Raw genomic sequence first — 14,310 nt, 5'->3', positions numbered from 1 at the left:
GGACCGATCGTCCCCTAAGCGAAAGAGATAGACGATGTTTTGAATAGCGCCCTTGAGCAGGGTGCATACGCTCGGCAGCCTGCCCGCATTCCGCTGGCGGCCTAAATGTTCGCGCGTCATGGCCGGATTACTCCCCGTTCTGCTCCGGCATCACTTATCTAGGCTCAGGAGCTATTAAAATGTTTTGCAGAGCAGAAGATCGGTTGATTTAATGGTGGCGCAAGGAGGCGTTGCGATAAGTGATCTGATCTGACTTTCGGAGGCGCAGATGCGCCGGATCGAGCCGTATTCTCCGCCGTCGCACGGCTTGCCACGAGTGGATGATCGCCGGATCATCAGCGGCATCGTCTTTGTTATCAGGAACGGCTTGCGATGGCGCGATGCTCCTGCCGACTATGGTCCACCCAAGACGATCTACAATCGCTTTGTTCGTTGGAGCCGCCTCGGGGTATTTAAAGATCGTCGCCGCCCTTTCGGCGCAGGGCGGCAAGCCCGACCAGTTAATGATCAATGCTACCCATTTGAAAGCGCACCGAACAGCCGCCAGCCTACTCAAAAAGGGGCTGTTCCCCCGAAGTATCGGACGCACCAGAGGCGGCCTGAACTTCAAGTTCCAATATCGTATGCGACGGCAGAGGCATGCCGTTGATCATGCTGCTCAGCGAGGGACAGATGAGCGACTTCAAAGGCGCTGCCTTGATGCTCGACGCCTTGCCTCACGCCAAAGCTCTGCTCGGCGACTGAGGCTATGTACCGACTGGTTCCGCAAGGCGCTCGCAGAGCGCAGACATCACCGCCTGCATCCCGTCAAAGAGGAACCGAAAGGTCCCTATAACACATGATGCTATGCTCAATCGCCAACGCCGCAGAATCGAGAACATGTTCGCCAGGCTCACGGATTGGCACCGCATCCATACTCGCTACGACCAATGCGCGCGCACCATCATTTCCGCTATCTGCATTGCCGCAACCATCACCTTCTGGATCAATCAATCAGTCCTGAGCCTTAGCTACAAAGAGAAATATTTCTCATTTATATCATAATTCATCGAATCGTCATGGCCGGGACGCGGAACTGTCATTCTCGCCGCCTAGTGGCTGCCCCTGCAAACGAATTCATTCATTTCGGGGCAAATCTCAATGCGTATCACCAAGCGTGCGCTGGCGTCGTCAGCGTCGGTAATCCTGTTCGCCTGCGTCGCCGCTTCGGCTTCGGCCCAGACGATACCGGCACCGACGTCAGCAACGGCAGGCGAAATCAACGGCGAGGACATCGTTGTCACCGGCAGTTACGCTCGCAGCCTGCGCGCCGCGACCGAGGCGAAGCGCACCGCGTCGTACCAGGTGGACTCGATCAATTCGACCGACATCGGCAAGTTCCCCACCCAGAACGTCGCTGAAGCGCTGCAGCTGGTCACCGGCGTCGCCATCACCCGTCCGCGCGGTGAAGGCCTGAACGTCAGCGTTCGTGGCCTTGGCCCGCAGTTCCAGAACACCCTGCTGAACGGCAGCCCGGTGGCGGTGAACGAAGTGATCGAGAACGGCGGCGCCGCCGGTCGCCAGTTCCGCTTCGAGATGCTCCCTGCCGAGTTCACCTCCAGCATTGACGTGGTAAAGACGCCCACCGGCGACATGACCGAGGGCGCGCTGGGCGGCAACATCAACGTCAAGACCTTCGAGCCCTTCGACGTCGGCACCAAGACCACGCTCAACTTGCGCGGCACGTATACCGAGCAGACCGGCAAGGTTAAGCCGAACGCTACGCTCATCACCAGCTGGGTCAACAAGGACGACACCTTCGGCATCCTCGTCGGTGCCCAGTACTGGGCCAAGGACGTGCGCAACGACCGCTGGTACAACGCCGGCTGGTACAAGGACCGCTTCGCCTCGCAGCTGGGCCAGACCGGGCTCTACCTGCCCACCCGCACCCGCGCCACGGTCGAGACCGAAAAGCGCGAGCGTCTTTCGGGCATGCTGTCGATGCAGTGGCGCCCGAACCCGGAGATGACGACGACGCTGAACGTCCTCGCCACCCGCCTCGACGTGGCTTACGACGAGTTCGGCCTCGACATCTATCCCGACGACACCAGCGTCGCCGGTCACCGCCCGACCATCGTGCCGGGCAGCACCGTGATCGACGGTGATACCGTGGTGAAGGCGACGATCAACGACGTGCGCTTCATGGCCTCGCGCGAGTACAGCCTCAACCGCCACGACTTGTTCAACGTCGGCCTGCGCCAGACGTGGGACCATGACGACTGGCATGTCGCGGGAACGGTGAACTGGTCCTACGCGCACAGCTATCACCCCAGCTACGACGTCGGCACCGTGCGCAGCCGCGCGATGTTCTTCGCGCCGCTGACGTACGATGCGACGCGCGGCTACAAGGAAGTGCCGGACTTCAACACCACCGTCGATCCGACCAACCCCGCCAATTACCAGCTGTACCAGTTCAACATCGCGCCCAAGAACAGCAAGGACTGGAACTTCTACGCCCGCGGCGACGTGGCGCACGATTTCGACGGCTTCCTCTCGAAGATCGCGGTCGGCGGCGAGTATCAGTTCCGCAAGCGCGACTATTCGCGCCGCGACTTCATCGTGAACCCCGTGGCGGGCACGCCGCTGTCGAGCCTCGGTTCGGGCGCCTACGAGCAGCTGCCGTTCGACGATTACCTCGGCGGCCTTGGCGGCAACATCCCGCGCAACTTCCTGGTGCCGGTGACCAGCGCCTATCTGGATGCGTTCTTCACTTCGGATGTCGAAAATTCGGCGCTGACCCCGGCCGACCTCGCCGCTTCGTTCCGCACCACCGAGAAGATTCTGAGCGCCTATGTGCGTGCGGACTACGACTTCTCGCTGGGTTCGGTTTCGATCACCGGCAACGTGGGCCTGCGCTATGTCCACACCGATCAGATCGCCAGCGGCAACTTGCGCACCGGCAACACGATCACCCCGGTGAGCTATCCCAAGACGTTCAACAACGTCCTGCCCAGCTTCAACTTGCGCGCCGAACTGACGCCGTCGTTCATCGGTCGCCTTAGCGCCAGCCGCGTACTGACCCGTCCGAACGTGACCGACAGCGCCCCGCGCATCACCATCTCGACCGACGCGCCGACCGCCAGTGGCGGCAACCCGGACCTCGTGCCGTTCCTCGCCACGCAGTTCGACGGTTCGCTGGAATGGTACTTCAACAAGTCCGGCTCGCTCACCGGCGCGGTGTTCTACAAGGCGATGGATGACTACATCACCCAGCAGAACGTGCCGATCGACATTCCGGGCCGCGGCACGGTGCAGTTGAGCACGCAGGTCAACGGCGGCGACGCCAAGGTCTACGGCTTCGAGGCCGCCTACCAGCAGGTATTCACCTTCCTGCCGCAGCCGTTCGACGGCCTGGGCTTCCAGGCGTCGTACACCCGCACCTCGGTCAAGGCGAACTACACCGCCGGTTCGCGCGTTATCAAGGACGAGATGATCGGCCTGTCGAAGAACAGCTTCAACGTGGTCGGCTTCTTCGAGAAGGGTCCGGTTTCGACCCGCCTGTCCTACGTCTGGCGCGACCGTTATCTGTCCGGCACTGGCAGCACCACGCAGGCGCCGACCTACACCGCCTCGTTCGGCTCGCTCGACGGCTCGCTGGCCTATCGCCTGACCAGCAACGTGACGCTCAGCCTGGAAGCGATCAACATCGCCAAGGCCCGCCAGTACACCTACAACGACCTGCCGATCCGCTACGGCGACATCAACGATTACGGCCGCACGATCCTGTTCGGCGCGCGGGCCGAATTCTGATGCGCGGCGTCAGGGCAAAAAGCACCGCAATCCTGCTGGCGGCACTAGCGTTCGGGGGCTTCGGCCTCCCCGGCCTCTGCGGGTGAGGGCGAAGCACTGCGGATGAATGACATTCAGGTCATTGGTTCGCACAACAGCTACAAGACGCGCATTCCAGCCGCTATCATGGCTGAACTGCGCCGCCGCGATCCGAAGATGGCCGAGGCGCTGGACTATTACCATCTGCCGCTGAGCGCCCAGCTCGACGCAGGCGTCCGGCAGCTGGAAATCGACATATTCGCGGACCCCAAGGGTGGCCGGTTTGCCCACCCGAAGGGCGAGGCGCTGCTTTCGGACGCCGAACGGGCGCACGCACGTGAGGATGGCTTCGATCAGGCGGCGATGCTGAAGCAGGGCTTCAAGGTCCAGCATATCCCCGATGTCGACTATCACGTCGTCTGCGCCACACTAATCCGGTGTCTTGGCGAAGTAGATGCCTGGTCGCGCGCGCATCCCGGCCATCTGCCGATCATGATAACCCTCAATGCCGCCGACACGCCCAACACGCACGGCCTCACGCAGCCCCTACCGCTCGACGATGCGGGACTGCTCGATGCACTCGACGCGGAAATCCGCAAGGCGCTGCCCGGCAAGCGGCTCATCACGCCTGACGAGGTGCGCGGCAAGGCCGCCACTCTGGCCCAGGCGGTGAAGACCACCGGCTGGCCGACCCTCAAGGCAGCGCGAGGACGCATCTACGTCCTGTTCGATGTGCGCAGTGCCGTTTCGGACGCTTACCGTTCGGGCCATCCTTCGCTGCGCGGCCGGGCGATGTTCGGCTGGTATCCCGATGGCGAGGCGGAAAGCGCGATCCAGATCGTGCAGGATCCGCTCGTAGACGGGGCGAAGATCCGTGATTGGGTGAAATCCGGCGTGATCATCCGCACCCGCACCGACGCCAACACGGTCGAGGCGCGGGCTCATGACTTCGCCAAGACACAGGCGGCGGAGCAAAGCGGCGCACAAGCGGTGAGCACGGATTATTATCCGGGCGCACCCGATCCGCTTGGCCTGCACTTCAGCGTGACCCTGCCGGACGGTGCCATGGCGCGCTGCAATCCGGTACGCGTGACCAGCGCCTGTACGATCAAGCCCTGAGATGAAAGGCTGAGATGAAAGGCTGGCGCAAGTTCGCCGTTCCGGCATTAGCAGCAGTCGGGCTGGTCCAGCCGGCGGCGGCGCGTGAACCGGTTCGTCCCGATCTGGTGACGGACAGGCCGTGCTGGTCATGCGGCACGGGATCTGCGCGCCGCGCTGCCTGTGCCGGATCGCGGCAAGGCCTCGATATCTCCGCGATACCGCTTGGCATCGTCGAGAGAATGGAGGTCGTCCCCGATGGCGCCTCCGAGATCTACGGGGCCGACGCGGTGGCGGGCGTCGTCAATGTCATCCTGCGGCGCGACTTTGACGGTGTGGAAGCCCGCGCCGATCTGGGGGCGCCACTGACGGAGCCGGCTGGCGCCAGCAATACGGCCTCGTCGCAGGAAAGATCTGGAGCAGCGGCGCTCTCGTTGCAGCATACCAATACCAGGATATCGAGGGCATCCTGTCCTCTCAGCGCAGCGTGTCGGCCAATCGCCCCGGCCTCATGCTGCTTCCCGATCAGCGGCAAATTTAGCCATGCATCTGGCATGCTACAGAGGGCCTAGTTTTGTCGACACCCGCCGGAGTAGCGGACGGTCCGAACGTAGTGAACGAAATTGTGGTGCTGAGGGACTTAGAAGGGTCGACGGCAGAATACTTGCTTGCACCCGTTCAAGTCGTTTGGTCTCGCAGATGTTTTTCACAGAACCTGCCGTTCAGCAGGTCCTCGCTCCCATCGACCTGCACGACTGAATTTGGGATCTTCGACCCGCCGATTTCGGTTGAATATTGGATAGCCGACATTCCCTCATTAAGCGATGCTACCAATCGTTCCGGTTGGTTCGCACTGGCGCTGTATCGGCGCACTGATTACTTGAAGTTCGCCTTTTCGAACAACGTCCTCGCCTGTTTCCCAGTTCACTCCATCATCGCAAGCAGGGATTCTATCGAACAGGTCGCAAAGCCCACGGTACTGTCGGATATTCCATAGGGGATCAGCAACCGATCCTCGACCTTGAGCGCGCCGCAAGTGTAAATGACATTGGGCACGTAACCCGAACGGTCCGCATTTTCCGCCGTGAGCACCGGCTCGGGCGTACGAGCGAGCACCTTACTGGGGTCGCTACGATCGAGCAGCGCACAGCCGAGGGCATACTTGCGCATGGCGCCGACTCCGTGCGTGAACATCAGCCAGCCTTCATCGATCGGGATCGGGCTGCCGCAATTGCCGATCTGGATGAATTCCCAGGGGTACTTGGGCTCCATCAGCAACACGCCCTCGTCGTCCCACGTATCGATGGTGTCCGATTTGAGCAGGAACAGGTTCTTGCCGTCCTGCCGCCCGACCATGGCGAATTGTCCGTCGATCTTCTTAGGGAACAGGGCCATGCCCTTGTTGCGGCCCGCCTTCCCCGGATCGGTTCGAGATCGAAACGCTGGAAATCACGGGTGCGCAGCAATTCCGACCGGATCGAACTGCCGGAATAGGCGGTGTAGGTACCGACCCATTCGAAATCGCCGCCGCCATGATCGAAGCGCACCAGGCGCAGATCCTCCAGGCCGCCGCGCTGCTGCTCGGTTATCGGGAAGATCACCGTGTTGGACAGGCTCGATTCCGTGTGGCGGTGGACCGACACCGAACAGTCGGCATCGAACTGGTCTTCCTCGTCAAGTTCCACCGATGTCGCGAAGGCGGCCTGGGGCCAGAGCCGGAAATCGCCACTGCATTCCGCGATACCCTCGCGAAAGGCGATCGAGCTGATGTGGCCTTCGCCCACCGCGCGCAGGCTCATGATGAAGCGCACGCAGCCGCCATGCAGTCCTGTCTGGTCGGGGGAAGGGACGATCGACGGATTCATGAGCGCAGCTGCGGCGAAGGTATACTCATGGCAGAAATACGAGCCGATCAGCCGCTGCTTGGTTTCCGAGAACAGGGAGGGATCGAGGCCAAGGTTGCTTGCCACTTCATCGAAGCGGCAGGCGAAAATCCTTTCGGTCTGCCAGTGGCGTTCCTTGAAGTCGCGCAGCACGCGCTCGTACTCTAGCGCAGCGCGCTCCTCGGTGAGCGCGGCGATGTCATCCACCAGGGCCAGCGCCCGACCTCCGGGCGCATTCTTCGCCTGCCAGCCGAGATGGAAGGGGCGTATAACCACGCGCGCCGGATCGGCGTGCAGACGCGTCTCGAAGATACGAAGCGGCTCAGACCAAACATTTTCAGGCCGGTTCAAGCATTCCTCCTTCCCGCGGGAGCGGGGTGGACAGAGGGAGCATTTCCATAAGCGCATAATGCGACAACTGAAAGGCCAGTATCGATTCCGCACCGCAATTCGCGTTGGCACCGCGCGGAGTTACCCCATCCCGGCAACGCCCCGTCGCAATGTCAGCAAGGATCGCACCCCGGTCATTGTCGCCGAAGAACCACCGCCATGCCATCATCGCATGCTCGCGCCAGAATGTGTTGCCGGTTACGCGCCATGCCGAGCCCGCAGCCTCGATCGCCGCCTGCGCTTCCAGCGGCTGCTGGTCGAAAGGCAGGTAATTGTGCTCCTTATGGAAGCTTTCCGAGCCGATTGGCCGGAACTGGCGCTTCGCCGAGACCTGCTGGGCACATATCCATTCCAGCGTTTCCAGTCCTGCGTCGGTCCAGTGTTCCTGCCCCAGCAATGCGCCGGCTTCGATCAGGGCCTGCGGCAGGCGCGGATTGTCGTAGCCGATCACGGCTTCGAACCACGCCCAGTCCGGCCGCCGCCCTTCGCCCAGAAGACGCATCAGGATGTCGCCGCCGCGCGCGGCAGCATCGCGGGAGGCGCGGTGCTCCGGATCGCGGCGCAGTACGGCGCAGGCGCCAAGCATGGCAAAAGCGATTGCTCGGGGTGATCCCAGTGGCGCCATGTTCTTGTTCACATCGTCGTAGAGATGAAGCGCCCAGTCAGCGACGCCGTCATCGGGTGCGCACGCATAAGTCTCGCCCAGTGTCCAGATCGCCCGCCCATTCGAGTCCTCGGAGCCTTCATCCTCGCACCAACTGCGGTCGAACCGCATGAAGTTTCGAAAACGCCCGAGATCTGGATTCCAGGCGGATTGCACGAAGGCGGCATAGGTGAGCGTCCACTTCATCCGCTCCGCTGCGGACAGACCCTGCGCCACGTTCATCAGCATGAGCGCGCGGGCATTGTCGTCGAGGCAGTAGCCGTGGCGGCGGTCTGGAACCACGCCGATCGAATGCTGGAGCATGCCTGTCGCATCGCTCATCGCCAGCACTGCGGCGAGCCCCGGAATGGCGGTGGCTGGCGGCGCCGCCCGCTGGGGCGCGACCGCGCGAGCGACCAAACGCGCGGAGGCCTCGGCGAACTGCGGCCAGATCGTGGCGCGCCCGCGGCCGTAGGCACGTCGTTGCATGGCGGCCATCGCTTCCGGCGCGTCGAGCAGGGCATTGACGGCTTCGGCAATGGCTTCGCTCGAGCGCGGGCGGATCAGCCGGCCGACATCCTGCGCAAGCAGTTCGCGCGCATGGACATAGGGCGTTGAGATGACAGCCTTGCCCAGCGCCACCGCGTAGCTCAGAGTTCCGGATGTGGATTGCTCCAGCCCCGGATAGGGCGTGAGGTAAATGTCACACGCTTCCAATTGGTCGAGTAATTCAGGCGTGTCGAGGAAGCGGTTGTCCCAAATGATGTAATCGGCGACACCGAGATGTTCGGCCAAGGCTATGAGCTTGTCGCGATAGGCCTCGCCTTCCTCGGCAACAAGGTTCGGGTGGGTTGCGCCGACGATGCGGTAGAGCGCCTCGGGGTGGCGTGCCACTATCGCGGGGAGTGAGCGGATCGCGTGTTCCAGCCCCTTGCCGGGGCCAAGCAGTCCGAATGTCATGAGCACCTTGCGGCCTGACAAGCCCAGCATCGACTTGAATTCTTCCTGGCGGCCGAATGGCCGGTCTGGCGCGCCGTGGTCGATAACTTCCAGAATGCCTGGCGGTGCGCCGTATTCACTCTCGAGCAAGTCGCGCGAGTGACGCGACATCACCATGATACGCGAGGCGCGGGTCACGAGATGGCGCAGGATGCGGCCCTGGCGCGCGGAAGGCTCTCCCAGCACCGTGTGGAGGGTAAGCACCAAAGGTGCGGCCAGCAGATCGACGAACTGAATGACCATCTCGCCGTCACGCCCGCCGAAGATGCCGTACTCGTGCTGAAGCCAAACTGCATCTACCCCGGACTCGTTGATCCGGCGGGCGACGCGGGCATAATCCTGCGGATCGCTGCGCGCGATGGTGTCCGCTACGTCCGTATATTCAAGAGGGCTTTCCGAATCATCCAGCGCATAAACGTCCACCGCGATTTCCCGATGAAATTCGCAAAGCTTCTCAAATACGTCGGTCGTGAACGTGGCGATACCGCATTTGCGAGGGACGAAATTGCCTACAAGTGCCACACGCATCTGTTTTTGAGGTTTTGTGCCACTAGCCTCGAAGATGGAATGGATGTCAGCGACTTCGCGCCCGAACTCAGGGTCTTGGGAAAACGGCAAGCGTACCATGTGCAGACCTTGAACGAGAAATGAACACCTCTCCTCAAGTCACCGGCGTCGATTCAGTTTCATGCCGCGCTGCAAAATGAGACGGTCCGATGCATGTGCGATCCGGAATGATGGGAAGCCAGAAACAAGTGCAAGACCTGGCATCGAGGGCAAGACCGCGTAAAATGGAACTTCACGCTGACCGTTGCGGCGTACAATCTGGTTCGTCTGCCAGAACTAATAGCGAGGGCCTAGCTATGCGAGGAATCCGCCACGCTGCAGTTCTGTCCGCCAACGACTGCCACCTGATGCCGAATTCCCCAAACCGAAGTCCGATAAACCCTCAGAGTCCGACGATCACCGCGCCTCAAGGAAGTTATTTCCGCGCCTTGCTAAAAACGGAAAGCTGTCCGCCCGTACCTGGGCAGCGAAAAATCGCCTCCGAACGACCGATAAGGGTCGGGTGCGGGAGTGGCTGCCGAGCAACTATCGCATCGCCGTTTAGACAACGCCACTCGTGACTAATTTGGTGGATTGTACGATCCTGCAAACATGAGAGCCCGTAGATATTCCTGTGTAGTGCTGGCGATACTCTATGCCGTAGCTGGCACGCTACATTTGGCGATCTCGGCACCATTCGTCGCGATCATCCCGGATTGGGTTCCTGCGCCTGCCTTAGTCGTCATGCTGACCGGTCTTGCCGAGATCGCCGGTGCCGCGGGAATCGGGCAGCCTTGGAAGCCTCGGCTTCGCGCTGCGGCGGCGTGGGGGATCGCCGCTTACACCCTGTGCGTCTGGCCGGCGAATGTCCAGCACATGCTGCTCGACCTTGCGAAGCCGGGCTACGGACTGGGACTGGCCTACCACTTACCACGCCTTGCCTTACAGCCGGTGCTTATCTGGTGGCCGTTATGGGCGACGAGCGTCACGACCTGGCCTTTCCGGCCACGCACCTGACCATCCCGGTGGCGCGCGTCAGGCGGACCGGAATGCCAGCGCAGCGCCATTCATGCAGTAACGCAGTCCGGTAGGGGGTGGCCCATCGTCGAAGACGTGGCCGAGGTGCCCGTCGCAGCGGGCGCAACGCACCTCCCTGCGAACCATGCCCATGGAGCGATCGGTAACGATCTTCAGGGCGCTCGGGAAATGGTTCCAGAAACTGGGCCACCCCGTTCCGCTATCGAACTTGGTAGTGGACGAAAACAAGGGCAGGTCGCAGCCCGCGCACAGGAAGCGACCCTTGCGGTGTTCCTTGAGGAGCGGGCTCGAATAGGGACGCTCGGTACTCCCCTGTCGCAGCACCGCATAGGCCTGAGCTCGACTTTGTACGTTTTTGATCAGGTCCAAGTCCAGAAGATGCTGTTTTCAGCGACGTGGTCGAGTGCTTGATCGAGGGGCAAGACGCATCCGCCCATATCATCGATATCTTCCCATTTTCGCTGGTGTGACCAGTAGCCGAGCCTGACTTCGTCACGCGTGCCGACAGGCTTGAGGTGGGCGATGGGTGCCTCGGTTGCCAGCAGATAGAGATGGTAAGCGCCTTTGTTCTCATACCATCCGACGCCGCCGCCGTTGGCCGCGTCGAACGTTTCGATGCGCAGAATGATTTCCTCGTCTTTCATGGTGCATCCATTGTCGCCGTCAGGTCACAGCATATTCGAGTCACCTCACCGCATGGCAACAGCCTAAGCGTTGCAACGTGCTTCAGTCAGGATTCGAAGCATGGGATGTTGGACCAGAACAAGGCCGTGATCGGCGATCCCGTCCCCCAGATCCTGCGCCAATGGCTGCAGGCATGGCGTCCCTGCTTTACGGCTCCCAGTTGGGAGCATGTACTTGTTCTTGTGATGGGGGGCTGCTGGCCACGGGCAAACGGACCGTCACGTCTTGCCTGCGTGTGACCGGCCGGGCCGATGCTGCCAACTTTGCAACCTATCACCAGATCCTCAACCGCGCCCGCTGGAGCTCCCGCGCCGTTGCCAGGCGTTTACTGGGCATTGTGGTCGAGCGGATCGTCCCCGATGGTCCTGTGGTCATCGGTATGGACGACACCATTGAGCGGCGATGGGGGCGCCGGATCACCGCACGGGGTATCTACCGCGACCCGGTCCGCTCCAGTCACGGCCATTTCGTCAAAGCTAGCGGACTGCGCTGGCTCAGCTTTATGGTGCTCACCCCGGTGTCATGGACCCGCCTGATCAAGGCGCTGCCAGTCTTGACGTTGCTCGCTCCTTCGGAACGATCGAACCGTCAACGCGGCTGTCGTCATAAATTGCTGACGGACTGGGCCCGGCAGGGCGCGTTGCAGCTGTCTCGCTGGCTGCCGGGTCGGCGGATCATCTTCATTGGCGACAGCAGCTTTGCTGTCCACGAACTGGCACATGCAATTGTTCGCCGGGCCACACTCATCAGCCGCCTGCGGCTCGATGCCAACTTGTTTGCACAGCCTGCGAGGCGAACGGCACGCACGATGGGGCGCCCCGCACAGAAAGGGCGAGCACTACCAAAACTCAAGACGCTCCTCGCCAACCCGGCGACACGCTGGACCAGCATTCTCGTCTCTGCCTGGTATGGCCATGCGGGCGGCAAGACGCTCGAGATCACATCTGACATCGCCCTATGGTACAGGCCCGGCACCCCGGTCTTGCCGGTTCGCTGGGTCCTGGTTCGCGATCCTGACGCAAAGCGCGACCCGCAGGCCTTCTTCAGTACCGACATCACCCTCGAGCCCGCCGAGATAATCGCCCTCTACGTCCGCCGATGGCAGATCGAGGTCACCTTTGCAGAAACCCGCGCTCACCTTGGTGTCGAAACACAGCGCCAGTGGACCGACAAAGCCATAACGCGAACCACGCCGGCGCTGCTGGGTCTCTACAGCCTAATATCGCTATGGGCCTGCGATCTGTTGACCATTAAAAGCACCCCTTATTCCGCCGCCTGGTATCGAAAAACCAACCTGACATTCAGTGATGCCATCGGAGCTGTCCGTCTCCAACTCTGGGTCGGCGACATTAATCAACACTCCCCGCCGCACCCAGAACCGCACTATATTCCCACAACCCGCCTAAAACGCATGGCTCAGGCACTATGCTTCGCTACCTGATCGTACAAAGTCGAGCTGAGTGCCTGACTCAGAAGTTTCTCAAGCGTAGCAATACCTTGCAGTTCTGCGGGTGAGCATGCGGATGGAGGCTATCGTTATCCATGCCGTGGAGGATTCTGATGGTAGTTTCCCAATCCTTGGCGAGGCGGCGGCATCGGCCAAGCCATGCGAAGGTGCGTTCGACGACCCACCGCCGCGGGAGAACCTGGAAGCCCTTCGCCTTGTCCGAACGCTTTATGATCTCGATCGTCCAAGCCCCTGATCCGGCAAGGGCAGTACGGAGCTTGTTGCCGGCATAGCCCCCATCGGCAAAAACATGCCGCAGCCACGGGAAGCGTTTCCGCACGGCCTTTAGGACATCGACGGCACCGTCGCGGTCCTGGATGTCGGCGGTGTGGACGAGGATAAAGATGAGAAAGCCGCAGGTGTCGGTCAGGATATGCCGCTTGCGGCCCTTGATCTTCTTGCCCGCGTCATACCCGCAAGGGCCGCCGCTTTCGGTGGTTTTAACTGACTGGCTGTCGATCACACCGGCGCTCGGCGAGGCTTCGCGCCCTTCGATCTCGCGCAGGTTCAACACCAGCATCGTGTTCATGGCTTCGAGCAAACCGGTGTTGCGCCAAGCGTAGAAATAGCGCTGCACAGTCGAGACCGGCGGAAAGCATTTGGGCAGAAGCCGCCAAGCGCAGCCGCTGGCTGCTATGTAAAGCAAGGCATTCACTACTTCGCGCATATCTGTCGTCCGACGACGACCTCCGCGCTTGGCTGGCGGGATGAACGGTGCCGCCAATTCCCACTCCCGGTCCGTCATATCGCTGGAATAGCGCAATCCTTTCCGGCTATGCTCCTGCCGGGCAATACCAGTCCATGTCATTGATCACTCCATCTCTCGCAGGACGGACTGAATCACAACATACTGGTATTGCTCAACAACTTTTGGGGCAGGCTCTGAGGGGATAGGCGTCGGCGCCATTCCGCGTCCGGCAGGCGGAGACTTGCCGCCGGAGCGCCGACAGATGGTCCAACTGTCAGTGCAATCGCGCCTGCAACGAACCCCGCCGACGTGAAGGCGCGGCGGTCCAAGGAAAAAAGCTCGAAGTCATGGCCGCGAAAATCCTGTCGCTTGAAAGTATGCAGGAGATACATGGGGCGGCGGGCCAACGGCCCACAAGCCCCATGTGTCGTTGAAATCGTGGTCAGGGCATCAGCACGGTGTCGACCACGTGGATGACACCGTTTGATTGCATGACGTTGGCGATGGTGATCTTCGCCTTGCCGCTCTTGGCATCGGTTAGCCACCAGGCTCCGGCCTTGTCTTTCCAGGCGGTCAGCTTCTCGCCCTCTACCGTCGTCAGCATGGCCTTGCCGCCATGGGCCTTGGCGTTGGCGGCGATGTCGGCGGCGGTCACGCGGCCCGCGACGACGTGGTAGGTCAGCACTTTCGTCAGCATCGCCTTGTTTTCAGGCTTGAGCAGCGAATCCAGGGTGCCCTTGGGCAGCTTGGCGAAAGCGGCGTTGGTGGGCGCGAAGACGGTGAACGGACCGGGGCCCTTCAGCGTATCGACGAGCCCAGCAGCCTTAACCGCGGCGACGAGGGTGGTGTGGTCCCTGGAGTTGACGGCGTTGTCGACGATGTCCTTGGTCGAATACATCGCGGCGCCGCCCACCATCGGGTTCTTGGCCGCAATGGCTACGCCGCCGCTGAGCAACAGGGCGGCGGCCAGGCCGGAGGCGAACTTGCGGGATAATGCTTGCATGTCAGGGATCCTCTTTCGCGCACT

At 61.6% G+C, this 14,310-nt stretch carries 9 protein-coding genes and 3 pseudogenes; 6 read left to right on the top strand and 6 right to left on the bottom strand.

The genetic code is table 11. The features are described from left to right. Nucleotides 1-268: 268 nt before the first annotated feature. From KZO24_RS23805 to KZO24_RS23790, 4 genes and pseudogenes are all read left to right on the top strand, one after another. Nucleotides 269-1,044: pseudogene (locus KZO24_RS23805) on the top strand (IS5 family transposase). Between the two features lie 96 nt (nt 1,045-1,140). Continuing rightward, the gene (locus KZO24_RS23800) at nt 1,141-3,789 is read left to right on the top strand and encodes a TonB-dependent receptor (protein WP_271184314.1); all 2,649 of its coding nucleotides are present in this window, start codon (nt 1,141-1,143) and stop codon (nt 3,787-3,789) included. 102 nt (nt 3,790-3,891) lie between these two features. Next, complete coding sequence (locus KZO24_RS23795) at nt 3,892-4,926, top strand: Ca2+-dependent phosphoinositide-specific phospholipase C (protein WP_271184315.1); 1,035 nt, start codon at nt 3,892-3,894, stop codon at nt 4,924-4,926. A 14-nt stretch (nt 4,927-4,940) separates the two neighbouring features. Beyond that, entirely contained in the window at nt 4,941-5,477 is a 537-nt protein-coding gene (locus tag KZO24_RS23790; RefSeq protein ID WP_486487323.1) for a TonB-dependent receptor, read from the top strand. A 352-nt stretch (nt 5,478-5,829) separates the two neighbouring features. Here the strand turns inward: KZO24_RS23790 and KZO24_RS23785 are convergent. Beyond that, nucleotides 5,830-7,139: pseudogene (locus KZO24_RS23785) on the bottom strand (glycoside hydrolase family 130 protein). After that, entirely contained in the window at nt 7,126-9,447 is a 2,322-nt protein-coding gene (locus tag KZO24_RS23780) for a glycosyltransferase family 4 protein (RefSeq protein WP_271184318.1), read from the bottom strand. The pseudogene KZO24_RS23785 and the gene KZO24_RS23780 overlap by 14 nt, the downstream one beginning before the upstream one ends. Nucleotides 9,448-9,978: 531 nt before the next feature. Here KZO24_RS23780 and KZO24_RS23775 point away from each other — a divergent pair. Continuing rightward, complete coding sequence (locus KZO24_RS23775; RefSeq protein WP_271184319.1) at nt 9,979-10,383, top strand: DoxX family protein; 405 nt, start codon at nt 9,979-9,981, stop codon at nt 10,381-10,383. Nucleotides 10,384-10,401: 18 nt separating this feature from the next. Here KZO24_RS23775 and msrB read toward each other — a convergent pair. Both msrB and KZO24_RS23765 read right to left on the bottom strand, forming a co-directional pair. Then, a pseudogene (gene msrB / locus KZO24_RS23770) lies at nt 10,402-10,737 on the bottom strand (peptide-methionine (R)-S-oxide reductase MsrB); the annotation flags it as partial. 26 nt (nt 10,738-10,763) lie between these two features. Next, entirely contained in the window at nt 10,764-11,048 is a 285-nt protein-coding gene (locus tag KZO24_RS23765; protein ID WP_486487322.1) for a hypothetical protein, read from the bottom strand. 173 nt (nt 11,049-11,221) lie between these two features. On the opposite strand from KZO24_RS23765, the gene KZO24_RS23760 reads away from it, so the two are divergent. Then, entirely contained in the window at nt 11,222-12,529 is a 1,308-nt protein-coding gene (locus KZO24_RS23760; protein WP_486487321.1) for an IS701 family transposase, read from the top strand. Nucleotides 12,530-12,568: 39 nt separating this feature from the next. Here KZO24_RS23760 and KZO24_RS23755 read toward each other — a convergent pair. After that, a protein-coding gene (locus tag KZO24_RS23755) for an IS5 family transposase (RefSeq protein WP_037517694.1) occupies nt 12,569-13,403 on the bottom strand; the annotation gives its coding sequence in 2 pieces (ribosomal slippage) (nt 12,569-12,646 and nt 12,648-13,403; 834 coding nt in all). 322 nt (nt 13,404-13,725) lie between these two features. Then, nucleotides 13,726-14,286: a fasciclin domain-containing protein gene (locus KZO24_RS23750; protein WP_271184320.1), complete on the bottom strand. Its 561-nt coding sequence runs from the start codon at nt 14,284-14,286 to the stop codon at nt 13,726-13,728. Between the last annotated feature and the right edge of the window lie 24 nt (nt 14,287-14,310).

It is taken from the genome of Novosphingobium sp. NFX11, assembly GCF_057376415.1.
The sequence above is the reverse complement of the archived record's forward strand: the minus strand, read 5'-3'. Positions and strand labels throughout refer to the sequence as shown.